Annotated in this window: 20 protein-coding genes; 7 read left to right on the top strand and 13 right to left on the bottom strand. The window is 41.7% G+C overall.

Annotated elements, in window-relative coordinates; all coding sequences use genetic code 11:
• Positions 1 to 9: 9 nt before the first annotated feature.
• The 6 genes from hydF to O6P32_RS01335 all read right to left on the bottom strand — a co-directional run bounded on the left by hydF (position 10) and on the right by O6P32_RS01335 (position 6934).
• The gene (hydF, locus tag O6P32_RS01310) at positions 10 to 1194 is read right to left on the bottom strand and encodes a [FeFe] hydrogenase H-cluster maturation GTPase HydF (RefSeq protein WP_408636028.1); all 1185 of its coding nucleotides are present in this window, start codon (positions 1192 to 1194) and stop codon (positions 10 to 12) included.
• A 5-nt stretch (positions 1195 to 1199) separates the two neighbouring features.
• Entirely contained in the window at positions 1200 to 2618 is a 1419-nt protein-coding gene (hydG, locus tag O6P32_RS01315) for a [FeFe] hydrogenase H-cluster radical SAM maturase HydG (RefSeq protein ID WP_269876389.1), read from the bottom strand.
• 21 nt (positions 2619 to 2639) lie between these two features.
• Entirely contained in the window at positions 2640 to 3677 is a 1038-nt protein-coding gene (gene hydE, locus O6P32_RS01320; RefSeq protein WP_269876390.1) for a [FeFe] hydrogenase H-cluster radical SAM maturase HydE, read from the bottom strand.
• 9 nt (positions 3678 to 3686) lie between these two features.
• Positions 3687 to 5162 carry a 4Fe-4S dicluster domain-containing protein gene (locus O6P32_RS01325; RefSeq protein WP_178265915.1) on the bottom strand — a complete coding sequence of 492 codons (1476 nt, stop codon included), beginning with the start codon at positions 5160 to 5162 and terminating at the stop codon, positions 3687 to 3689.
• A gap of 82 nt (positions 5163 to 5244) precedes the next feature.
• Complete coding sequence (locus O6P32_RS01330) at positions 5245 to 5778, bottom strand: FHA domain-containing protein (RefSeq protein WP_178265916.1); 534 nt, start codon at positions 5776 to 5778, stop codon at positions 5245 to 5247.
• A 16-nt stretch (positions 5779 to 5794) separates the two neighbouring features.
• The gene (locus O6P32_RS01335) at positions 5795 to 6934 is read right to left on the bottom strand and encodes an HU domain-containing protein (protein ID WP_269876391.1); all 1140 of its coding nucleotides are present in this window, start codon (positions 6932 to 6934) and stop codon (positions 5795 to 5797) included.
• A 114-nt stretch (positions 6935 to 7048) separates the two neighbouring features.
• On the opposite strand from O6P32_RS01335, the gene O6P32_RS01340 reads away from it, so the two are divergent.
• From O6P32_RS01340 to O6P32_RS01350, 3 genes are read left to right on the top strand one after another with little or no spacing between them, the layout of a single operon-like run.
• On the top strand, positions 7049 to 8362 hold the full coding sequence (locus tag O6P32_RS01340) for a UDP-glucose dehydrogenase family protein (protein WP_269876392.1): 1314 nt from the start codon (positions 7049 to 7051) through the stop codon (positions 8360 to 8362).
• 25 nt (positions 8363 to 8387) lie between these two features.
• On the top strand, positions 8388 to 9044 hold the full coding sequence (locus tag O6P32_RS01345) for a carbohydrate-binding family 9-like protein (RefSeq protein WP_269876393.1): 657 nt from the start codon (positions 8388 to 8390) through the stop codon (positions 9042 to 9044).
• Between the two features lie 15 nt (positions 9045 to 9059).
• Positions 9060 to 9821 (top strand): SDR family NAD(P)-dependent oxidoreductase, encoded by a 762-nt coding sequence (locus O6P32_RS01350; protein ID WP_269876394.1) that lies wholly within the window; start codon positions 9060 to 9062, stop codon positions 9819 to 9821.
• An 808-nt stretch (positions 9822 to 10629) separates the two neighbouring features.
• On the opposite strand, the gene O6P32_RS01355 is transcribed toward O6P32_RS01350, so the two are convergent.
• A complete protein-coding gene (locus O6P32_RS01355) occupies positions 10630 to 11001 on the bottom strand; it encodes a winged helix-turn-helix transcriptional regulator (RefSeq protein ID WP_178266847.1) in 372 nt (123 codons plus the stop codon).
• 142 nt (positions 11002 to 11143) lie between these two features.
• Here O6P32_RS01355 and O6P32_RS01360 point away from each other — a divergent pair, with 142 nt between their 5' ends.
• Complete coding sequence (locus O6P32_RS01360; protein ID WP_178266846.1) at positions 11144 to 11554, top strand: cupin domain-containing protein; 411 nt, start codon at positions 11144 to 11146, stop codon at positions 11552 to 11554.
• Between the two features lie 138 nt (positions 11555 to 11692).
• Here O6P32_RS01360 and O6P32_RS01365 read toward each other — a convergent pair whose 3' ends face one another.
• From O6P32_RS01365 to O6P32_RS01385, 5 genes are all read right to left on the bottom strand, one after another.
• The gene (locus O6P32_RS01365) at positions 11693 to 12514 is read right to left on the bottom strand and encodes an EFR1 family ferrodoxin (RefSeq protein ID WP_269876395.1); all 822 of its coding nucleotides are present in this window, start codon (positions 12512 to 12514) and stop codon (positions 11693 to 11695) included.
• A gap of 95 nt (positions 12515 to 12609) precedes the next feature.
• The gene (locus O6P32_RS01370; protein WP_178266845.1) at positions 12610 to 12984 is read right to left on the bottom strand and encodes a PH domain-containing protein; all 375 of its coding nucleotides are present in this window, start codon (positions 12982 to 12984) and stop codon (positions 12610 to 12612) included.
• 79 nt (positions 12985 to 13063) lie between these two features.
• Positions 13064 to 15175: a S9 family peptidase gene (locus O6P32_RS01375; RefSeq protein WP_269876396.1), complete on the bottom strand. Its 2112-nt coding sequence runs from the start codon at positions 15173 to 15175 to the stop codon at positions 13064 to 13066.
• A 127-nt stretch (positions 15176 to 15302) separates the two neighbouring features.
• Positions 15303 to 17156: a membrane protein insertase YidC gene (yidC, locus tag O6P32_RS01380; RefSeq protein ID WP_269876397.1), complete on the bottom strand. Its 1854-nt coding sequence runs from the start codon at positions 17154 to 17156 to the stop codon at positions 15303 to 15305.
• Positions 17157 to 17183: 27 nt separating this feature from the next.
• Entirely contained in the window at positions 17184 to 18782 is a 1599-nt protein-coding gene (locus O6P32_RS01385; RefSeq protein ID WP_178266842.1) for a CTP synthase, read from the bottom strand.
• Positions 18783 to 19076: 294 nt separating this feature from the next.
• Here O6P32_RS01385 and O6P32_RS01390 point away from each other — a divergent pair, with 294 nt between their 5' ends.
• Genes O6P32_RS01390 through O6P32_RS01400 form a run of 3 tightly spaced genes read left to right on the top strand, consistent with a single transcriptional unit; the run spans position 19077 to position 22165 of the window.
• Positions 19077 to 20654 carry a DUF3078 domain-containing protein gene (locus tag O6P32_RS01390; protein WP_178266841.1) on the top strand — a complete coding sequence of 526 codons (1578 nt, stop codon included), beginning with the start codon at positions 19077 to 19079 and terminating at the stop codon, positions 20652 to 20654.
• A 46-nt stretch (positions 20655 to 20700) separates the two neighbouring features.
• Positions 20701 to 21330: a trimeric intracellular cation channel family protein gene (locus tag O6P32_RS01395; protein ID WP_269876398.1), complete on the top strand. Its 630-nt coding sequence runs from the start codon at positions 20701 to 20703 to the stop codon at positions 21328 to 21330.
• Complete coding sequence (locus O6P32_RS01400) at positions 21314 to 22165, top strand: N-acetylmuramoyl-L-alanine amidase-like domain-containing protein (protein WP_269876399.1); 852 nt, start codon at positions 21314 to 21316, stop codon at positions 22163 to 22165. The genes O6P32_RS01395 and O6P32_RS01400 overlap by 17 nt, the downstream gene beginning before the upstream one ends.
• 21 nt (positions 22166 to 22186) lie before the next feature.
• On the opposite strand, the gene glyA is transcribed toward O6P32_RS01400, so the two are convergent.
• Positions 22187 to 23467, bottom strand: coding sequence for a serine hydroxymethyltransferase (gene glyA, locus O6P32_RS01405; RefSeq protein WP_269876400.1), 1281 nt, complete (start codon positions 23465 to 23467; stop codon positions 22187 to 22189).
• Positions 23468 to 23485: the final 18 nt, after the last annotated feature.

The raw sequence follows: 23485 nt of genomic DNA on the forward strand, positions 1-23485 counted from the left end.
ACTCCCAAATCAATAGTCAATCTTATCCAAGATTCCATTTATATAAGCAATCACTACACCATAGTTGGTCATCGGGATATGCTGGTTACGTGCCTGTGCAACACGATTCAATACATATTTACGGTTGAACATACAGGCTCCGCAATGTATGACTAAATCGTAAGAGGAGAGGTCTTCCGGAAAATCTGTACCGGAAACCATATCTATCTGCAATCCTTCTCCAATCCGTTTGTGCAGCATACGTGGTATTTTTACCCTGCCTATATCTTCTGTAAGGGGAGCATGTGTACATGCTTCGGCTATCAAGACTTTCGATTTCTCAGTCAACTGACTGATGGCATTGGCTCCTTCGATATAATAGTCTATATCGCCTTTGTACTGGGCAAACAGTACAGAAAACGAGGTAAGACGACTTGCCTCGGGCTTCAGTTCGTATACCGTTTTGAAGACCTGTGAGTCAGTAATTATCAGTTTAGGAGGTTCTACCAATGCTTGAAGCATAGAGGTGATATTCTCTGTAGTACAGCTCATTACAAGACACTTTCTATCCAACAGTTCACGGATTGTCTGTACCTGCGGAAGAATCAGTCTTCCTTTCGGAGCCTGAATATCTTGAGGCATAACCAGCATCACTACATCCCCGGCAGAGACCAATCTGCCTACAATACCGCGTTCCATAGTTTCATCAGGGAACTGCCCAATCATGCTTCGGCGTATCTCTTCCATTCCTTCCCGATTCCGGGCACTGACAATCAAAGGCATTTGTCCGCATCGTTTCTCTATACGACGGGCTATCTGTTCGCTGTCTGCATGTAAGTCGGCCTTATTCAATATCCATAGGATAGGGGTGTTCTTCTCTTTCAACCATTTGCTCCATTGCAGTTCCTGGTCAATCTGATCGTCTGTGCACACAATCAAGGCAATATCCGTGCGCTCCATTGCACGCATTGTCTGTTTGATGCGTAAAGCTCCCAGTTCACCTTCATCATCCAACCCTGCAGTATCAATAAACACACAGGCTCCCAGACCGTGTATTTCCATTGCCTTGTAGACGGGATCGGTTGTCGTACCGGCAAAATCGGATACAACAGCAATCTCCTGTCCGGTCAAAGCATTGATCAACGAAGATTTTCCACTATTTCTCTTTCCGAAAATTCCAATATGAATACGATTTGAACGAGGTGTATTTTCCATACTCATTAAAATCTGAAATCTCTTTTACCTTCCTTTATGCGCTCTAAGTTCTCCAAGGCACGTTTGCGAATGGCCGGATTGGGTATCTGTTCCATTTGCTTACGTATCATATCAATACCCAACTCACGAGTTTCCGGAGATGCATAGTCTTCCAGATACTCCTGCAAGGTCATCAAAGCATTGGGAGCACAACAATTGGCTATCTGGCCAGTCTTTACCAGCGACATAAAGCGGTCTCCGGTTCGTCCTTCTCTATAACAGGCTGTACAGAAGCTGGGAATATAGCCCAAACGCAGCAACCATGCTACAATTTCATCCAATGTACGGGTATCACTGACATCAAACTGAGCAGAGTTTTCTTCGGAAATTTCTTCTGTTGCATAGCCTCCTACGCTGGTTTTCGAACCACCACTGATCTGTGAAACTCCCAGTTCGAGTACCTTTTCGCGTGAGCGTTGAGATTCTCGGGTAGAAATAATCATACCGGTATAAGGCACGCTGATACGGATCACAGCAACAATCTTCTGGAATATTTCATCGGAGATAGCGTTCTCAAAGTCGGCTTTATCAATATCGTCCGCTGAGCAAATACGAGGTACACTGATTGTATGAGGACCTACTCCATAGGTTGCTTCCAGATGTTCGGCATGCATCAGCAATCCTACAAAATCGTAACGATATGTATTGAGCCCAAACAAAACTCCTAACCCCACATCATCAATACCTCCCTGCATGGCACGGTCCATAGCTTCCGTATGATACGCATAATTGCTCTTCGGACCACGTGGATGCAGTTTTTCATAATTCTCTTTGTGGTACGTTTCCTGAAAGAGAATATAGGTACCAATACCTGCTTCGTGCAGCTTTCTGTAATTTTCTACTGTAGTAGCAGCAATGTTTACATTCACTCTGCGTATAGCTCCGTTCTTATGCTTAATCTGATAGATAGTCTGAATAGATTCCAGAATGTATTCTATCGGATTGCGTATTGGATCTTCTCCTGCTTCAAGTGCCAAACGCTTGTGTCCCATATCTTGCAAGGCAATTACTTCGCGGCGAATCTCTTCCTGAGTCAGCTTTTTACGGGCTATCGTCTTGTTTTTCACATGATACGGACAATATACGCAACTATTGACACAATAATTGGACAAATACAAAGGAGCAAACATGACGATACGATTGCCATAGAATTTTTTCTTTATCTCACGGGCCAGATTGTAAATCTCTTCCAGCAAATCCGAGTCTGTACACTCCAACAGCACTGCTGCTTCACGATGACTAAGCCCCTTACAAGCTCGTGCTTTCTCTATCAACGAGCGAATAAGTTCTTTATCATCGGCATGTGCTTGAGCATAAGCTAATGTATCCAAAATTTCATCATGACAGATAAACTCTTCTGCATGAGGGGAATCTATTTTATACATAATCTTCTACAATTTAGTTGTTCAGTTTTCGTAATCACCTCTACTTTTGTCTATCACATATCCTATTGCATCCAACTTTTCTTCCAACAACCGCAATCCTTCTGCGGCCTCTGCTCCCATAGAGGCTTTATTATCGTATAAAGCATATTTGCTACGTTGCCATACGGGTGATAGATTAGGCATCACTACATTAGCACCTGCCAGGATACCTCTTTCCCGTCCATCGGGAGCTAAAGTAGCCAATGCTGTGGTTGAAGGAATAAGTGCTTTGGGGTGCATCAATCTGAATATAGAAAGCAATAATAATGTTTGTTCCATCTTTCCGGACGGTTCAGATGCAAAAGGAGTATCGTGATGGGGGAGGAAAGGACCGATACCAATCATCTCCGGTTGAAGAGTTTCAATAAAAAGGATGTCTTCGACCAAATGTTCAATCGTTTGCCCCGGACTTCCTACCATAATTCCAGTTCCTGTCTGATAGCCAATTTTCTTCAAATCGTACAAACAACGTAATCTGTTTTGCAACGACATGCTTTCCGGATGCAAACTTTGATAATGTGCTTCATTATGTGTTTCGTGGCGCAACAGATAACGGTTGGCTCCTGCCTGATAAAAGGCCTGATATGCCTCTGTTGACTTTTCTCCTAATGACAATGTAATTGCAATATCCGGATAAGCTTTACGAATGGACGAAACCAGATCTACAACCCGTTCGTCTGTCATATAATTATCTTCTCCACCTTGCAATACAATAGTACGAAAGCCTAATTCATATCCTTGCGCACAACAGGAAAGTATCGTTTCCTTATCCAACCGGTAACGTTCTACATTACGGTTGCTGCGGCGTATACCACAATAAAAACAATCATTCCGACAGCAATTGCCGATTTCTATCAATCCTCGAATAAAAATCCGATTGCCAAAATGAGAATATGCTACTTCACGGGCTTTTTGGTTAATCAATGCCAAATGCTCAGCATCACAACCAACCAAAAGAGTACGTAATTCATCGGGAGACAAGGTATGCTCCCGATGAAGACGTTCTATTAAACTTCTCATTGAGAAGAGTTATTTATCGTTACTGTTTTCGTATTTCAGTGTACGCTTCAACAAGTCCTGATTCAACTGTCTTCTACCAGCCACAGGATCGTTGTGTGCACTTGGTCCGGTCACACATCCACCTTCACAAGCCATCATCTCGATAAATTGTGCATCTACCTTTCCAGTCTTGGCATAAGCACGCAATACACCGATATTCTTCTTATTGAAATCAGAGAACTGTAACATCTTGATACCATCTGCCTTAGGACCTAAATAAGCCTTCACAGCTCCGGCTACTCCACCAGCCTGAGCAAATCCATGAGCTTCGCACACCGATTCATAAGCTACTTTATACGGATTAGCCTGTTCCAGTTCAATACCCAATCCCTTGAACAAAGGATGCAATTCTTCGAAAGTCATTACATAATCCACACACTCATCACGTTGTGCTTCCTTTCTCTTAGCGATACAAGGGCCGATAAAGACTACTTTTGCATTCGGATATTTCTGTTTTGCAATGCGTGAAGCATAATACATAGGGGAACCGGTGGAAGATACATATTTCTTCATATCAGGAATATGTTTGTTCACCAACTCAATATACGACGGACAGCAGGAAGTCGTCATGAATTTCTGTCCTTCTTCCAGTTTTTCCAGCAGTTCATGAGCTTCATTGCTGGTAGTATGCATAGCACCTTCCGCTACTTCTATCACATCCGCAAAGCCTACTTGTTTCAATGCTCCATATACCTGTTCGATAGAAGCCTTGAACTGCCCTAAAATAGAAGGAGCAGGAATAGCAACCACCTGTTCTCCATTACGGATTGCTTCAAGCACATCGAATATCTGAGAAATTTCGAAAATTGCGCCAAACGGACAAGCATTCAAGCATTTACCACAATAGATACACTTGCTTTCATCAATATGCTCGATATTGTGTTCATCTTTCTGAATAGCCTTAACCGGACAAGCTTCTTCACAAGGAACAGGAATGTATACGATTGCATGATAAGGACAACTCTTATGACAGATACCACAGCTAATACAAGTATCATGATCAATATGTGCCTGTCCTGTCTTTTTATCAAAATGAACTGCTCCCTTCGGACAATTCATATAGCAGCTACGTGCTACACAACCACGGCACAAGTTACTTACTTCATAGTTTACCTGCACACATGAAGAACAAGCTTCATCAATCACGCACAATATATTTTCCTTGATTTTTCCTTTACGTTCCAATGCTTTGCGGGCATATTCTGAAAGAGGAGTCAATTCATCCGTTTCATCAGTCATATCCCATCCCAGCAATGGCAAAGATTTATACTTCGTCACCGCACGTTCTTTATGAATACAGCATCTGCCTACTGCCTGCGAACGACGAGGGCTAAATTCCAAAGGAATACGGTCTATTTTTTCTATCAGTTGATTTTCTTTCCACAAAGCGACAAGATTCTCGAGCAACTTGTGGCGTACAATCATTACGTTATTCGTAAAGGCCATAATCAAAGTTGTTTATTAGTTAGTTATCCTTAAATAGTTAGTTATTCGTATCAAATAAACGGTTTTATACACCGAATTGTTTTTAAGAGTCAGACTCTGCACTGCGTAAAATCAATGTAGTAGCTCCCAAGGTAATAATAGCACCTCCTTCAATACGGACTCTATCCTTAGGACCTAACAATTCATTCATCAAAAAAGTTCCCGTCACACTGTCATTATCCCGAAGAGTATACACCACTTCGCCCTGTTTGTTACGCTTTACATGAATAATACAATGACGGCGGTCGAGGCTCGGATCGTTACTTTCAATCGGAATGTCCACTTCCGTACCTTTAGAACGACGTCCTATCACATTATCTCCCTCTTTTAAGGGAAGTACCTGCTTGAATGCGAATACATTCTCAACAACTACAATATTACCATAGTCTTGCAAACCGTCGGTTTCATCTACAACTTCCTCCCGACGATTAGCCGCATTCAATTTCGATTTACCGATACGGATTCCAAATTGTTTCTTACACTGATCACACACAAAGACGAGTGACTGCCCTTCTTCGTATTTTGTTTCATCAAATTGTATATAATTGTCACATTTCGGACATCTTACTCTTTTCATACTTTAATGCTTCAGATTATTTGTTGGAAGTAAATACCCAGGCATTCTTGAAAGCATCTTGCTTTCTCAATTCCTGTACTTTTCCATATGCACCCGTTTGCGTAGAATATTGGTCGAAAGCAATACGATATTTACCTTGAGACTCTAAGATAACAGCTTTGGTACATCCTTCTTCCTGAAACTTCTTCAGTTCCCGCTGTGCATCTGTACGGGTTGTAAGGCTTGCAATAATCACATAATACACCGGTTGGACTTTCTTAGGTTGTGCAACTGTTTTTGTTTCCTTTTTAGGAGAAGCTGTTGCGGCAGGAGTTACAGCCGATGCTGCAACTGGTTTTGCCTTTTCTACTTTCGGTTTAGAAGAAGGAGTAGAAGACTTTGCCACTTTTTCCACTTTAACAGCTACCGGTTTCAATGTATTGACATTATTCTTTCGAGAAGATTTGCGGGCAACCTCCTGCTGTACCGAAGAGCCGGCCACCTGAGTATTCACCGACTGATTGCGGATTGCATCAAACAACGTAGCAGAGCCTAGTGAAGCATAATTTGCTTCGTCCATATACGTATTTTCTACCGGAACGGACAGAACAAAGAACAATAGGATAGCAGCTGCTACAGCCACAGCCGTCTGCAACCAATGGCGCAACGGTTTCAACGCAGTATGCTGCTGAGGTATTTCTGCATCTTGCAAATCTGCAAGGCTATTTTCAAGCTGAACCTTCTGTATTTGCTCTTCCGGCAAAACAGGCAAAGAAAAGCGCTGCAGACCATAAAGAGAAGGGGTAAAATAACCACCGTCGCAAGGTTCAAACCCATAACCACCGTTCATATTATAATACAACATACCCACACTGCCAAGCGAAAACTGTCCTTTCTTGTAAAGTTCCTCTTTCAGAGAAGCAACAGTCTTTTCTATCCGCCGGGTTGCATCGGGAAAGTCAGTATCATATGCCTGCATATACGATTGTACCAGCAAGCCGTCATTCATCACCAGCTGAGGATTAAATCCGATTGTACGCACAGGAGGACAATACTCCTGAGTATCTTCTTTATATACAGAAGAACGGTAATGAGCAATAAAGCCACCTAATCCCGGAACGATAACACAATCGTTCTCAAGCAGTAACACTTCGATATGTTTCGACAATTCAATCATAATTGCAAAATTAATATTTTTTTCCGTAAACCTACAAACTTTCGTTTCCATTTCTCGGTCGGCTTCTTTTTTTATTTTACTTTTGCATCGCATATAGAAACAGAAGAAATAACTATGAATATCGCAATTGTAGGAACCGGATATGTCGGTTTGGTTACAGGTACTTGCTTCGCCGAAACAGGAGCAAATGTGTATTGTGTAGATACAAACAAAGAAAAGATAGAAGCCTTGAAAAAAGGCATTATACCAATATACGAACCAGGATTGGAAGACATGGTGCTGCGCAATGTAAAAGCAGAACGCCTGCATTTTACCACTTCTCTGGAAGAATGTCTGGATAAGGTCACCATCGTATTCTGTGCGGTAGGAACCCCTCCCAATGAAGATGGAAGTGCCGACCTTTCGTATGTGCTGGATGTGGCCCGTACCATCGGTTCCTGCATGAATCAATATGTACTGGTCGTTACAAAAAGTACCGTACCGGTAGGTACTGCCAAAAAAGTAAAAGCAGCCATTCACGAAGAACTGGAAAAAAGAGGATGCTCCATCGAGTTCGATGTTGCTTCGAATCCGGAATTCCTGAAGGAAGGCAATGCCATCAGCGACTTCATGACTCCAGACCGCGTTGTAGTAGGGGTTGAATCAGATAAGGCTAAAGAACTGATGACCAAGCTTTACCGCCCGTTCCTGCTCAACAATTTCCGTGTAATTTTCATGGATATTCCATCGGCAGAGATGACAAAATATGCTGCAAATTCCATGCTGGCTACCCGTATCAGTTTTATGAACGATATCGCCAATTTGTGCGAACTGGTAGGAGCCGATGTAAACATGGTACGCAGCGGTATCGGTTCCGACAGCCGCATCGGACGCAAGTTCCTTTATCCAGGATGTGGATATGGAGGTTCCTGCTTCCCTAAAGACGTAAAAGCTCTTATCAAAACCGCAGAAGAAAACGGATACAGCATGCGTGTACTGAAAATGGTAGAAGAAGTAAACGAAGCACAGAAAGATATTCTGTTCCGTAAACTGCAGAAATATTACAACGGCAATCTGGAAGGCAAAACCATTGCCATGTGGGGGCTGGCCTTCAAGCCGGAAACAGACGACATGCGCGAAGCGCCTGCACTGGTACTTATCAAAAAACTCAAGGAAGCCGGCTGCCAGATTCGGGCATACGATCCGGCTGCTATGGAAGAAGCCAAACGCAGAGTGGGAGATACCATATATTACGCACGCGATATGTACGATGCCCTTCTCGATGCCGATGCCCTTCTGATGGTGACCGAATGGAAGGAATTCCGTTTGCCGGCATGGGGAGTAATCAAGAAAACCATGAAAGCTCCGGTCATCTTCGACGGAAGAAATATATACGATGGAAACGAGCTGAATGATTTAGGCTTCGTATACCATTGTATAGGGAAATAACAGATTATCACCTAATCGGAATAACATGAAAGAATTACACATCAAGAAACTGGCAGCATGCGGAGAGATAAAACCCGAGCAGATTCCTTCTTTATTTGAAAAGGAACAAATTGCATATCATGCTGTAGACAACGTAAACTGGAAAGAATATCCGTACAAGCCGGAAATGAAATTTGCTGTTGCCCACACAGGCGACCGCATTCTCTTGCATTATCACATTACCGAAGAAAGTGTACGTGCCGTGGCACCTGCAGACAACGGACGGGTATGGGAGGATGCCTGTGCAGAGTTTTTTTTCCAGCCTGACGAAAAAGAAGACGTATACTATAACTTTGAGTGCAACTGTGCCGGCACCTTGCTGATAGAATTCGGACGGGTAGGCGACCGTATGCATGCTCCTTCCGAAGCACTGGACAGCGTATCCCGATGGGCTTCACTCGGAAGAACTCCTTTCGAAGAAAAAGTGGGTTTATGTACTTGGGATTTAACTCTGATAATTCCCGTATCTGCATTCTTCCGTCATTCTATCCTCAATCTGGATGGCCTGACTGCACGTGCCAATTTCTACAAGTGTGGCGATTTACTGCAGACACCTCACTTCCTGTCGTGGAGTCCTATCGACTTGCCTAAACCTTGTTTCCATTGTCCCGAGTTTTTCGGCAAAATCTATTTCGACAAATAAAAAGGAGAACAGAGCATGAAAGGAAAAAACGTACTGATAACCGGAGCCACCAGTGGCATTGGCGAAGGCTGTGCCCGTAAGTTTGCAGCCATGGGCTCGAACTTGATTCTGAACGGCAGAAACATCGAAAAACTCAACCAGTTGAAAGAGGAGCTCACCGCCTTGGGAGTAGAAGTACTTACTCTGCCTTTCGACGTAAGAGACCGTGCTGCCATGCGCGCAGCCATCGACTCCCTGCAAGGCTCATGGCAGCAGATTGATGTACTGATAAACAATGCCGGACTGGTAATCGGGGTAGACAAAGAATTTGAAGGGAATCTTGACGAGTGGGACATTGTGCTCGACACCAATATTAAAGCCTTACTCTCCATGACACGGATGATTGTGCCGGGCATGGTCGCACGCGGACGCGGACACATCATCAATATCGGTTCCATTGCCGGTGATGCAGCTTATCCGGGAGGAAGTGTATATTGTGCTACCAAAGCTGCTGTAAAAGCCTTGTCGGACGGACTCCGGATCGATCTGGTAGACACTCCGCTGCGCGTAACGAACATTAAGCCGGGTATGGTAGAAACGAATTTCACTGTGGTACGTTATCGTGGCGACAAGCAGCGTGCCGACGACTTCTACAAGGGTATCCGCCCACTGACGGGTGATGACATCGCCGAAGTAGTCTACTATGCAGCTTCGGCCCCCGAACACGTCCAGATAGCCGAAGTACTGGTTATGCCTACTCATCAGGCTACCGGAACCATCAGTTATAGAGAAAAATAATTTTTATTCTTATCTTATATCATCAGGTGTATCGTTGGCTTATGCCAGCCATACACCTGTTTTTCTTTGCACGGCCTTTTACCTCTTTTCCTATTCTGACATTTTGACAAGCAAAACGAATATTTTCTTTCTTAAAACAGAGAAAAAGGCTTTTTCTGCTAACGCACATTTCAGACAAAATCTTTACTCATGATGTAAAAATTCTCTCACTCAAGCCGAAAACAGCGCCTAAAACATGCTTTACAGCATATATTTACCTTCATTATTACCCCTAATCACGACTTGAATCGAAGCCTTCCGATTCAAGTATCATCGGCTTACGCGACTAATAACGTTTGCTATCGCGACCATTCGCGTTTCCAATTCTTGCTAAATGCGGAAAAACAGAATACCTTAAAACCGATTTTCCAGCAAATTTCCTTCATAAGTACATAAAAATCCATCGTTTATCCGATAACAAAACGATGGATTTAAGTTTAAATATCATATAAAAAGACATTCTTCTCCGCATTTCTTTTCCTTGAAGTCTTATTACGCACCAATTCATTGTCTTCCCGTTTTCAGAAAGGTTCAAAAAACCGGCAAAATCACAACCATTCCCGAATACGTGTGCAAATAACGCCGTGTAGAAGCATCAGAATTGACACTTTGCAATTATCATGTCGACAAGAAAAGAAGAGAATCAGAAACTTTCATTTTGTCAGAAAAAAAATATATCCCTCTTTTTACTGCCTTACCTTCAAACCTTATTCTCCAACTTGACAACAAAACACCCGTCGTTGATGTAAAATTATAGAAAATATCTGATTTACTTTTTTCTATGTTTTGACATATATGCCGAATTATCCAATGCCCATTTTATGAGATTATTTAGTATAGGAATTAAACTTTGGCCTACCTCTGTCAATGAATATTCCACTCTTGGAGGTATTTCGGCATATAATTTTCTTTTCACCAGCCCGTCGGCCTCAAGAGCCTTTAATGTCTCGGTAAGTACCTTAGGAGAAATATCCGGAATAGCCTTACTTATAATATTAAAGCGCGTTGCTTCATTTTCAGAAAGTACGCACAATATGAGCATAGCCCATTTACTGGAAAACCGCGACAACACATTCCGGATAGGGCATTCTTCTATACGAGTATATTTTTTTAGATTTTCTTGTAATTGCAAGCTGTTCATTTCCAATAATAATTACCTTAAAGTAAGTGGGTTACATTTATGTAACTTCTTGTTTATCAATATAAAAAGGATTAATTTTGCACTATCTGAATGATAGTAAGTTTAGAATACAAAGTTAATCAACTTTATAAAAACAGAAAATATGAGCAATATTAAAATTATGAACAAGGGCGAAAAGTACGCTCACGCAACAATCGGTTGCATCAAGGGTTTTGAAGGTAAGCAGTTTGTGAAAGAAGCTACAGAAGCTACTTCATGTGAGATCTCGTTCGGTACATTGCCGACTGGGGCATCTGTTCCGTTCTTTCATAACCATAAGGCGAATGAAGAAAACTACATTATCCTATCAGGAGCCGGAAAGTTTCAGGTAAACGATGAAGTTTTCGAAATCAGTGAAGGGTCAATCGTTCGTGTATCACCAGGATGTGACCGAAACTTAAAGTGTACTTCTGCTGAGCCTATGATTTATATCTGTATTCAGGCAAAGGATGGAAGTCTGGAAGGCTACACAATGACAGATGCCGAAATCACAGAACGCGAAAATCTGTTGTAAAAAGTTCTATTATTGATTACCTGATAAACTGAAAATCTCTGGCAATGACAGCATATTATATATTGTATCATTGTCAGAGATTTTCAGTTGTTCCTAATATCATATTCATAGTTTCCCAAGGAACCCCAAAGCAATGCATCAGAGATACAACTCACATTCTTTCCGTACGGTACATGCCTTCTTAAGCATCATGTTTACGATAGCAAGAAGCAATCCGTTCACCTTTCTTGCATGATGGGGACATACTGTGATGCATCGCATGCACGAGATACAGACTTTCTTGTTTACTTTTGCCGGATTGTTCTTGTCAATGGCTCCTACCGGGCATTTGGAAGCACAAAGACCGCATTGGATACATGCTTTTGTAACTTTAGGTACAATACCTGTAGGGGCAGCTTTCCGGTAGGGTCTGTTGCCCGGTATTGCTGGAGTGGAAAAGTCATTTCTTCTCAGTTTATTTCCAATCTGCTCTGCAAATGCTCTTAAATGCTCATAATCCTCCTTATCCGGTCTGTTTGTGGCATATCGATGTGCTATCGAGTGTTCTGCAATTGCGACAACAGCTCCTATCACAGAAAATCCGGCTTGCTGTGCAATGTCCTGAAGTTCTACCAAAGTATCCTCATAGGCACGGTTCCCATACACACAGACTATAACTGCTTTAGCACCATTGCCCTGAATCTTTGCTATGCGCTCTGCTGCTGTAGAAGGTACGCGCCCGCTATAGGATGGAATGGCAACAATAGCCGTATCTTCATTAGTCAATGAGAATTTATGAAAATCCTCATTACCGTTTGACAAATCAATACATCTAATCTCCTGACTCAATTCGGTTGCCAGAAAGTCGGCAACTTTTTTCGTTCCACCTGTCGGACTGAAAGTTATTTCATAAATGTTCATATCTTTTATCTCCTCTATTGGAAGCAATTCACCTTTGGTATTTCTCTGTACATTTTCCAAAGTATTTATGGAAGCAGCTTTCTCGTTTTAAACTTCTTTCTTTCACAACATTTATATCACGCAATAAATATCCCATTTCTTTGGGATTTATTTTATTACAATACATATTGCGCCAGAACCCGCTGCACCTCCGCTACATTCGACTCACGGCCAAACTGCTGCTCCAGCGGCTCATCACACCCCCGTACCCAGATTTTTATTTCTGCATCCATATCAAACGTACCGGCAGTTTCCACCGAGAACCGTTCGATAGAACGGTAGGGGATAGAATAATATTCCTTCTTTTTGCCCGTCACCCCCTGCGTGTCCTGTATAATCAGGCGTTTGTTGGTAAATACCCACTTATCACGTATCAGTTTATACGCTTTTTCTATTTTCTCCCCCTCGCACAGTAAAGGCTGATATTCATTTTTCAAAGCATTGGCATCCATTTCGGATACATTTCCCAAAAGAGCATTAAAAAGTCCCATAGTATTGTTATTAAGTAAAACATTTTCTCCCTTGCCTGCATTTTAAACACAAGACAAGGGAGAATTATAAATCAGATTATTATTTCTTATCCTTCAACCATCTGTCGAGCCAGTTGAAGAAAGTTCTTTGCCATAAAATTCCATTCTGAGGCTTCAACACCCAGTGATTTTCATCGGGGAATACAAGAAGTTGGGCAGGTACTCCTCTCAACTTAGCCGCATTAAAGGCAGCCATACCTTGTGAAGCAAGGATACGGTAGTCTTTTTCTCCGTGAATACAAAGAATAGGAGTATCCCATTTGTCAACAAACAAATGCGGAGAATTGGCATAACTGCGCTGCACAGCCGGATTTTCTTTATCCCAATACGGACCACCCAAGTCCCAGTTTGCAAACCAAAGTTCTTCGGTTTCCAGATACTGCTGTTCCATATTGAAGAATCCGTCGTGCGCAATAAAGGCTTTAAACCGCTTGTTATGATGTCCGGCAAGCCAGTATACAGAATATCCGCCGAAACTTGCTCCTACACAGCCTAAACGGTCTTTATCTACGTAAGGTTCCTGAGCAATATCATCGATAGCACTCAAATAATCGTCCATACAATGACCACCATAATTGGTGCTTATTTCCTCCAGCCATTCCATACCGAATCCCGGCAATCCGCGACGGTTCGGAGCAATAACGATATAATCATTTGCTGCCATAATCTGCAAATTCCATCGATAGCTCCAGAACTGGCTGACAGGACTTTGCGGTCCACCTTCACAGAAGAGAAGGGTAGGATACTTCTTATTCGGATCGAAATTGGCAGGATAAACTACCCACGAAAGCATATCTTTTCCATCCACTGTCTTTGTCCAACGTGGCTCAACCTTACCCAAGTTCAACTGACTGAAAATATGGTCGTTTTCTTTAGTGATACGCACCACTTCCGTTTTTTTCTTCAGACTTACAGTAAAGAGTTCATCGGCTGCGCTCAAAGAATGGCGTTTGGTAAGCAACTGCTTATCATTCAGAACAGCTACCGAAGCATAGTCGTACATACCGTCTGTCAGCTGCTTTACCTCACCCTTAAGGTTTGTACTATGAATCATGCTGGTAGCATGCCATACACCGGTAAAATACAGAGTCTTTCCATCCGGTGCCCAGCAATAATCGTCTACTCCCGACTGGAATGATTCAGTCACATAGGTTTTCTGCCCGCTCTTCAAATCCATTACGCACAAACGGTTGCGGTCGCTTTCATAGCCGTCACGCTCCATACTTTGCCATGCAATCCGTTTACCGTCTGGCGAAAACTTAGGATTAGTATCATAACCCATATTCTTATCTGTAGCATCCTCTTTACACAGATTGCGTGTCTGCTTGTTTTCTATATCGTAAAGATAAATATCCGAATCGGTAGATACAGAATACTCTTTTCCTGTTTTTTTACGGCACGTATAAGCAATCTGCTTTGAATCAGTGCTCCATGCTATCTGTTCGATACCTCCGAAAGGTTTCATAGGCGACTCATAAGGCTCACCTTGCAGAATATCGGTTGCCTGTCCTACTTTATTGCCATCAAACGAAGCCACAAACGGATGGGGTACATACTGCACCCATTCATCCCAATGCTTGTACATCAGGTCGTCTATTACCATACCGCTGGCTTTATCCAGGTCGGGATACAAATCCGAGGTACGTTTACCGTATTTTACCTGAGAGATAAAGACCACTTTGCTTCCATCGGGAGAAAATCGGAAACCTTCTATATCTCCTTCATAATTTGAAAGCTGTTTGCGTCCGGAGCCATCTATATTCATCTCCCATATCTGAGAGCTTCCTCCTTCCGAAGTAAGGAAAGCAATCTTCTGACCTCCTTTAATCCATGCAGGCTCCATCTCGCTGGCTGCGCCTGTAGTAAGTAGAGTATTTTCCGAACCATCTGCATTCATTATATAAATTACAGTATGGCTTTTGTTTGCCTTTACACTATAATAAGATACGGTATAAACAATCCGTTTGCCATCGGGAGAGACACTCGAACTGCCGATACGCCCCATTGCCCACAACGCTTCAGGAGTAAGGCGGCCGTCCTTGAACGTAACTTCCTGCTTACCGATAATTTCTGCAGCCACACCAGGCTCAATATGTGCTGCTGATGCAGCCAGCACCATAGCAGCCGTCATCGTCATAAAATTCTTATTCATTTATTTCTCGTTTTTAAAGTTGAATATTCTTCCTTGTCCTACAAATGTACAAAAAAGAGCGTATAGAAAAGAAAAGAGCGACTTACTTTTAGGTAAATCGCTCTTGATATCTATTCTTCGAAAGAATTTATTTTTTATTCAGACGGTCTTGACGTTCTTTCTGAAGACGTTCCTGCTCTTTCTGCAAAGCTTCCAGTTTTGCCATCAGACCACTGGTCTTCTTCTGCGAAGGAGCTTTCTTATTGGCTTCCAACTGAGCCAGCAACTTCTTCTCATCTGTCATACGGCGCATAATCCACATGGTAAGAATACCAATCAAACTTGAAATAAAGTAGTAGTAGCTCAATCCCGATGCATATTCGTTAAAGATAAAGAAGAACATCACCGGCATGATATACATCATCCATTTCATAGCTGCCATCTGCGGATTGTTGCCCATATCCTGCTGTTTCATCATGATAATCTGATTCAATACAGTAGCCACACTAAACAGCAAACAGAACAGGCTCAAATGATTTCCCAGCAAAGGAATATTGGTACTCCAGCTGATTAAATCATCGTACGAAGACAAATCGTCTGCCCACAAGAAACTTTGCTGACGGAGTTCGATAGCATTCGGAACAAAGAAGAACAATGCCATAAACACCGGAGTCTGAATCAGCATCGGAAGACATCCTCCCATTGGGCTTACTCCATACTGGCTATAAAGCGCCATTGTTTCCTGCTGTTTCTTCAATGCATCTTCCTTGTTCGGGTATTTAGCGTTAATCTTATCAACGTAAGGCTTCAAAGCACGCATTTTAGCCGACGACATAAACGACTTGTAAGTAGTAGGCAATACCAATACTTTTACAATGATAGTCATCAGCAAGATAACAAGTCCCATGCTGAGTCCCCAGCTTGATAACCAATCGAACAGGTTAATTGTAAACCAACGGTTAATCAGGCGGATAATAGGCCATCCCAGATAAACCAAGTCTTCCAACTCCTGATCTTTGTCTTTAAAACTCAAATCATTGGTAGCCAGCAGTGTCTTGAAGTGATTCGGACCGAAATAGAACTGGAAACGACTTGGAGTAGCTCCTGTAGGGTCGAATGCAGTTTCCATATCTGCCTGATAATTCTTCATGTAGCCGCTACCTTTCTGTTCCATTCTTGACTCGAGAGTTGCATTCTCAAAGCTTTTCTCTGCCATAAATACGCAAGAGAAATACTGATTCTTGAATGCTACCCAATCCAGTACTTCAGGAATTGTTTCTTTCTCATCTTTTGTTTCACTCAGATAATCGAAACTATCTCCATTAGGCTTATAGGTAAGCGACGTATAACGCTGCTCGAATGTATATCCTTTCTCCATCTGACGCGCACGCTGCTTCCAGTTGATGCTCATGCTACGAGAGGAAGGAGAGAAGAAGTTCTGCATACCAGTCGCCTGCACAGTAAAGTCAACTACATACGACTCGGGCAACAATTTGTATGTAAAATCCAAATGTCCTCCATTTCCGGCATTCAGACGCATAGTAACAGTAGAATCGGTTACCTGAGTAGTTTCAAAAAACATCTGTTCGGTCAGAATATTTTCATTCTTTCCTGCAAATCCAAAGTTCAAAGAAGCATCTGTACCATCAAACAAAACCAGTGGTTCATGTTTCTGGTCATTATACTCTTTCAGCATGGCCTTGCATACTCGTCCTCCTTTATTTGTAAGAGTGAGCTGTACCAGATCGTTTTCCAGTGTAGTAAACTGTTCTGTTCCTTGTGTTGCAGAAAACAGAGCAGAAGTTGAATCAATCTGAATGGTTTTTGCCGCTGCTTCTTCTTGTGCTTTGCGTATTTCTTCTTGTTTTTGGGCTACCGCCTGAATAGAGTCCTGATAGTGTCTTGCACGCTCCATTTCCTCCTGACTGGGGCGATTCCAAATGCCAAATCCGACAATGACCACTCCAATCAGTGCGAATCCCACTAACGTGTTTTTATCCATTTTTTCTATTTATATAATTAATACCTATTATTTTTCAATAGCTGCTTTTATGAACGACAAGAACAGAGGATGCGGTTTCAGTACTGTACTACTGTATTCAGGATGGAACTGAGTACCGATGAACCATTTCAAGGTCGGTATTTCTACGATTTCCACCAAATCTGATTCAGGATTGATACCTACACATTTCATACCGGCATTTTCGAATTCTTTCTTATAGTCGTTATTGAATTCATAACGATGACGGTGACGTTCCTGGATATGCTCACTCTGGTATGCCTGATAAGCTTTAGAAGTAGGATCAAGCACACATTCATAAGCTCCCAAACGCATTGTTCCACCCATATTGGTGATTGATTTCTGTTCTTCCATAATGTCAATCACATTGTGCGGAGTCTTTTCATCCATTTCACGGCTGTTGGCATCTGCATATCCCAATACATTGCGGGCAAATTCGATAGCGATACATTGCATACCCAGACAAATACCAAATGTCGGTACATCGTGTGTACGGCAATACTTGATAGCAACAAACTTACCTTCAATACCACGCTGGCCAAATCCCGGACAGATAATAATTCCATCCATATCCTTCAATTGTTCCTCTACATTCTCGTCGGTCAATTTCTCGCTATTGATGAAATGAATATCAGCTTTACGGTCGTTGTAAGTAGCAGCCTGCGACAAAGCCTCAAGAATAGATTTGTATGCATCCTGCAAATCATATTTGCCCACCAAACCGATTTTCACTTTTTCCGTTGCTTTATTACGACGGTTCAAGAAATCTCTCCACGGACCTAAAGAAGGAGTTTCGCCTACAGGCAATCCCATCTTTTGAAGAATAGTTACATCCAGGTTCTGCTCCTGCATACGCAAAGGAACTTCGTAAATAGTCGGCATATCCATTGACTGAATAACGGCATTGTCGTCTACATTGCAGAAGAGGGCAACCTTTTTCTTCAGGTTAGTACTCAATTCATGTTCTGTACGCAATACCAGGATATCCGGCTGAATACCTACAGACTGCAATTCTTTTACAGAATGCTGAGTAGGTTTAGTCTTCAATTCACCAGCCGCAGCCAAATAAGGTACATAAGTAAGGTGTACACACAAAGCATTCTTACCCAATTCCCATTTCAACTGACGGATACTTTCCAAGTAAGGCAATGATTCAATATCACCTACAGTTCCTCCGATTTCGGTAATTACGAAGTCGAACTTGTATTTATTACCAAGCAACTTCACATTGCGTTTGATTTCATCCGTAATGTGAGGGATAATCTGGATTGTCTTACCCAAATAATCACCACGGCGTTCCTTGTCGATTACACTCTTGTAGATACGTCCGGTGGTAATGTTGTTTGCCTTTGTTGTCTGAATACCCAAAAAGCGTTCATAGTGACCAAGGTCGAGGTCGGCTTCATGTCCGTCTACCGTTACATAACACTCTCCGTGTTCGTAAGGATTCAAGGTTCCCGGATCGATATTGATATACGGGTCAAACTTCTGGATGGTAACGCTATAGCCTCTTGCTTGAAGCAATTTACCAATAGATGATGAAATAATACCTTTACCCAATGAAGAGGCAACACCACCTGTTACGAAAATGTACTTTGTTTCTGCCACAATCGAATATTTTTAAATGATTTGTTTTCTTAAAACTATTATTCAAAGATGCAAAATTATAAAAAAATGCCGAAACTCATAGCATGATAACGTGAAAACATACGAATGTTAAGGTTCATTTTGCTTTTCGTTCTTCATGTTCTGTTGCATTCCAATAAGAGTCGAGAGATAAAAATTGCCTCTTCGTATATTAAATTAGTAGAATCGTCAACAAAACACATACAAACTTTGTTTTTTGAAATAATTCTTAAAAAATAATTGTACTTTTGCAGAAATTACATACATAAAATAGCGATGAAAAAGATAGGCATTTTTCTTATAGTCCTTACTTTATATAGCAAAGGATATTCACAAACATCTACAGACAATCTACTTGTCAATGACACAATATTGACAAATACCACTCTTGTAAAAGACAGTACTATAACCCAAAGAGCTACAAAAGAGACTAAAAGCGACATTTTCGTACGAGATACTGTTGCTATTGATTCCATGCATAGAGTTATTCAAATACTATTGGCAGATACAATAGCAGCTCCCTCCAAGAGTATAGCAGCAGACTCGCTTTCTTTGCGAAAAAAGAATATTGTAGAAATAAATCCTATTGTTTTACAATTTAACCGTTTTCTGTACAAATACCGTAGCGACCGGAAAGAGTGGTGCGAACGCTGGGATGACATTTATTTGCCAGCTCCTGATATCCGCTCGAATGCAGACTACTATAAACTGTCTATGCCGGCAACTTATTATAGCGCTCCCATAGAACAAGCTATGAGTATAGAAGGATGGACACCAAAAATTCCGTTCATCAAAGAAAATGTGGAACACGATTCCTTGTTTCAAGTTCCTCATGTAACGACTTCAGCTGATATTGACCGGGCCATCAACAAACAATTACTTAGTTTTTATTTGCAATATCCGAACTTGGTAAATAAAAACGAGATGCAATTAAAGGACTTGGAGCCTCTCTCAGAGGAGTTAATCATAAAAAGACCAAGAAGAGAATATGTGTATGGCCTTCTGACAACTCCGACACATGTACACGGAGTGCAAGAACAGGATTTATCTGTTGCCAAACCTAATTTCTGGAAGATTGCTGGTAATGCAGACGTACAGTTCTCTCAAAATTATGTATCCGACAACTGGTACAACGGAGGTGAGAGTGTAAAAACTTTGTTGGGAAACTTGTTATGGCAGTTCAATTATGATGATCGTCAAAAGGTTCAGTTTGAAAACAAGATAGAGTGGAAGATGGGATTTGTTACCACTCCTTCTGATACCGTACATAAGTTTAAGCCCAATAACGATATGGTTCGTTTAAGCTCCAAGTTAGGATACAAGGCCATTGCCAACTGGTATTATACTTTGTCTGGAGAATTCAAGACTCAGTTATTCTCCAACTATGACACCAATTCAGATAATCTGATTGCTGCTTTATTCTCTCCGGCCGAATTGAACCTCGGTCTTGGTATGGACTATAAATATAATAAAGATGGCGTTTGCAATTTGTCTGTACTGGTCAACCCTTTCAACTACACCCGATACAGTGTAGCAAGCAGCAAGGTAGACCCGACAAAGTATAACATTAAAGCAGGAAAGAAAGTAGAAAATCAGTTGGGTTCTCGTTTGGAAGTAACATTAAACTATAAGATTCTTTCTAATTTGATGTGGGATTCAAAATTCTCATATACCACTAACTACGAAAAAGTATTGTCCGACTGGGAAAACACTTTCACTTTCGTGTTCAATCGCTTTTTCTCAACCAAACTCTTTGTACACACTCGTTTCGACGATTCAGTAACAAGAGCTGAAGGAGATAGCTACTTCCAATTACAGGAACTTCTGAGTCTGGGATTCAGCTATGCATGGTAATCTCTAAACAATACAATACTTCTAACCCAAAAGAAACATAAACACAATGCCCTCATTTGTACAAGTACTAGACTTTATCGGAACTTTTGCATTCGCTATCAGTGGAATTCGTTTGGCTTCTGCCAAACGTTTCGACTGGTTTGGAGCTTATGTTGTAGGATTGGTAACCGCTATTGGTGGTGGAACTTTACGCGATGTCCTTTTAGATGTACCTCCAGCTTGGATGCAGGACCCGTTCTATGTAATATGTACGGCTTTTGCCATGTTATTCGTTATTTTATTTAGCAAACACCTTATTCATCTAAACAATACATTCTTCATATTCGACACCATTGGTTTAGCTCTTTTTACCGTCGTAGGTGTAGAACGAAGTATAGCTGCAGGATATCCGTTTTGGGTAGCCATTATTATGGGTAGTATGACCGGAGCAGCCGGTGGAGTTATCCGCGATGTATTCATCAATGAGATTCCTCTTATTTTCCGCAAGGAGATTTATGCTATGGCTTGTGTAGTAGGCGGCATTGCTTACTGGATTTGTGCCTTAGTAGGTGTAGAATCATATATTTCTCAAATCGTAAGTGGTTCTACCGTATTTCTTACTCGTGTACTGGCTGTAAAATATCATATTACTCTTCCTATATTAAAAGGCGATCCTGAGCATGAAAATGAAGCTTAGCTTTTTCCTGATATGGAGTGCTTTTATATTTAACCTCCCCACACAGGCTTCTATATACCAAGACAGCATAAAGGTAGAGAAGTTGCTTCATACCGGAGCATCACTTCCCAGTGATAGCTGTCGAACTCTTTTTTACGGCCAAGCATTTTTAGACAAACCTTATGCAGCAGGAACTTTAGAAACAAAAGGAGAGGAGAGGCTGGTCGTACGCCTCGACTCTTTGGATTGTACTACCTTCGTAGAAACTGTACTAGCTCTCGTTTTGACCGAGCAAGAGAACAATTTGACTTATAGGGCATTTATACATAACCTGACACGTATACGCTACCGAAACGGAATTATAAACGGATATTCTTCCCGTTTGCACTATTTCAGCGATTGGGTAAAAAACAACGAATCAAAAGGCTTTTTACATGAACGTACCCAAGATTTGAGCCATTCTTCACACCCACTGACATTGTCTTTTATGACAAGCCATCCGAAGGCTTATCCCGCATTGAAGGACAACCCCTTAGAGGTAGAGAAGATGCGCACAATAGAAGCTCAATGGCAAGATAAAATCATATTTTATATCCCCAAACAACGGTTGGACCAACCTATAAAAGAACTTCCTATACATAATGGAGATATACTGGCATTAACCACTTCCATTAAAGGATTAGACGTAGTACACATGGGCTTTGCATGCTGGATAAAAGGGAAATTACACTTGCTTCATGCCTCATCAGCAAAAGGAAAAGTTATTCTAGATTCTGTATCTCTGTACGAATATTCTAAAAACAAGAACGCACACACGGGCATTCGGGTAATTTCCGTGTGTGCGTTTCCTCGCTAATTAAAATACAGATTCCTTTTATCAATACGCGAAAATAGGATAATCCTTCATTGTATTATTGACGCGTGCGCGTACCGATGCAATAACCTCTTCGTTATCTACATTCGACAATACAGTTTCAATCATCTCAGCAATTTCATACATCAGGTCTTCCTTTGCTCCACGTGTAGTAATTGCCGGTGTACCTAAACGAATACCAGAAGTCTGGAATGCCGAACGAGTATCAAACGGCACCATATTCTTATTCACAGTAATATCAGCCGATACAAGAGCTTTTTCTGCAACTTTACCAGTCAAGTCCGGATATTTGCTACGCAAGTCTACCAACATGGAATGATTGTCTGTACCACCCGATACAATAGTGAAACCACGATCCATCAAGGCCTGAGCCAGGACAGCAGCATTCTTCTGTACCTGTTTCTGATATTCCTTATATTCCGGCTGCAAACATTCCCCAAAAGCCACAGCTTTAGCAGCAATTACATGTTCCAGAGGACCACCCTGAATACCAGGGAACACAGCAGAATCCAGCAACTGAGACATCATCTTAATTTCGCCTTTAGGTGTTGTCTTTCCCCATGGGTTAGGAAAGTCTTTACCCATCATAATTACACCACCACGCGGACCACGCAAAGTCTTATGAGTAGTAGAAGTTACGATATGTGCATATTTCACAGGATTATCCAGCAAACCTGCAGCAATCAATCCGGCAGGATGAGCCATATCTACCATAAAAATAGCTCCTACCTTATCAGCTATTTCACGCATACGTTTATAATCCCACTCACGAGAATAAGCAGAACCACCACCGATAATCATTTTCGGGCGTTCACGCAATGCAATTTCTTCCATCTGATCATAATCTACTCTTCCGGTTTCCTTATTCAGATTGTATTCGCACGGATGATAGATGATACCCGATGTATTAACTGCAGAACCATGAGACAAATGACCTCCATGTGCCAGATTCAAGCCCATGAATTTATCACCAGGATTTAATACAGCGAGAAAAACAGCAGCATTAGCCTGTGCTCCAGAGTGAGGCTGTACATTTGCCCATTCAGCTCCAAAGATCAGTTTCAACCGGTCGATAGCAATCTGTTCGCTCTGATCGACTACTTCACATCCTCCATAATAGCGTTTTCCCGGATAACCTTCGGCATATTTATTTGTCAGACAAGAACCCATTGCCTGCATCACTTGATCACTTACAAAATTCTCGGAAGCAATCAACTCAATACCTTTAAGCTGACGCTGATGCTCCTTCTCAATAATGTCAAAAATTAAATCGTCTCGTTTCATATAATCCTGTCTTTTAAA

This window comes from Phocaeicola acetigenes, from assembly GCF_027529745.1.
GTDB lineage: Bacteria > Bacteroidota > Bacteroidia > Bacteroidales > Bacteroidaceae > Phocaeicola > Phocaeicola acetigenes.

What these genes read in the sequence shown, in the direction of transcription:
- hydF (WP_408636028.1), bottom strand. Translation starts at nt 1,194, where the DNA reads ATGGAAAATACACCTCGTTCAAATCGTATTCATATTGGAATTTTCGGA.
- hydG (WP_269876389.1), bottom strand. Translation starts at nt 2,618, where the DNA reads ATGTATAAAATAGATTCCCCTCATGCAGAAGAGTTTATCTGTCATGAT.
- hydE (WP_269876390.1), bottom strand. Translation starts at nt 3,677, where the DNA reads ATGAGAAGTTTAATAGAACGTCTTCATCGGGAGCATACCTTGTCTCCC.
- O6P32_RS01325 (WP_178265915.1), bottom strand. Translation starts at nt 5,162, where the DNA reads ATGGCCTTTACGAATAACGTAATGATTGTACGCCACAAGTTGCTCGAG.
- O6P32_RS01330 (WP_178265916.1), bottom strand. Translation starts at nt 5,778, where the DNA reads ATGAAAAGAGTAAGATGTCCGAAATGTGACAATTATATACAATTTGAT.
- O6P32_RS01335 (WP_269876391.1), bottom strand. Translation starts at nt 6,934, where the DNA reads ATGATTGAATTGTCGAAACATATCGAAGTGTTACTGCTTGAGAACGAT.
- O6P32_RS01340 (WP_269876392.1), top strand. Translation starts at nt 7,049, where the DNA reads ATGAATATCGCAATTGTAGGAACCGGATATGTCGGTTTGGTTACAGGT.
- O6P32_RS01345 (WP_269876393.1), top strand. Translation starts at nt 8,388, where the DNA reads ATGAAAGAATTACACATCAAGAAACTGGCAGCATGCGGAGAGATAAAA.
- O6P32_RS01350 (WP_269876394.1), top strand. Translation starts at nt 9,060, where the DNA reads ATGAAAGGAAAAAACGTACTGATAACCGGAGCCACCAGTGGCATTGGC.
- O6P32_RS01355 (WP_178266847.1), bottom strand. Translation starts at nt 11,001, where the DNA reads ATGAACAGCTTGCAATTACAAGAAAATCTAAAAAAATATACTCGTATA.
- O6P32_RS01360 (WP_178266846.1), top strand. Translation starts at nt 11,144, where the DNA reads ATGAGCAATATTAAAATTATGAACAAGGGCGAAAAGTACGCTCACGCA.
- O6P32_RS01370 (WP_178266845.1), bottom strand. Translation starts at nt 12,984, where the DNA reads ATGGGACTTTTTAATGCTCTTTTGGGAAATGTATCCGAAATGGATGCC.
- O6P32_RS01375 (WP_269876396.1), bottom strand. Translation starts at nt 15,175, where the DNA reads ATGAATAAGAATTTTATGACGATGACGGCTGCTATGGTGCTGGCTGCA.
- yidC (WP_269876397.1), bottom strand. Translation starts at nt 17,156, where the DNA reads ATGGATAAAAACACGTTAGTGGGATTCGCACTGATTGGAGTGGTCATT.
- O6P32_RS01390 (WP_178266841.1), top strand. Translation starts at nt 19,077, where the DNA reads ATGAAAAAGATAGGCATTTTTCTTATAGTCCTTACTTTATATAGCAAA.
- O6P32_RS01395 (WP_269876398.1), top strand. Translation starts at nt 20,701, where the DNA reads ATGCCCTCATTTGTACAAGTACTAGACTTTATCGGAACTTTTGCATTC.
- O6P32_RS01400 (WP_269876399.1), top strand. Translation starts at nt 21,314, where the DNA reads ATGAAAATGAAGCTTAGCTTTTTCCTGATATGGAGTGCTTTTATATTT.
- glyA (WP_269876400.1), bottom strand. Translation starts at nt 23,467, where the DNA reads ATGAAACGAGACGATTTAATTTTTGACATTATTGAGAAGGAGCATCAG.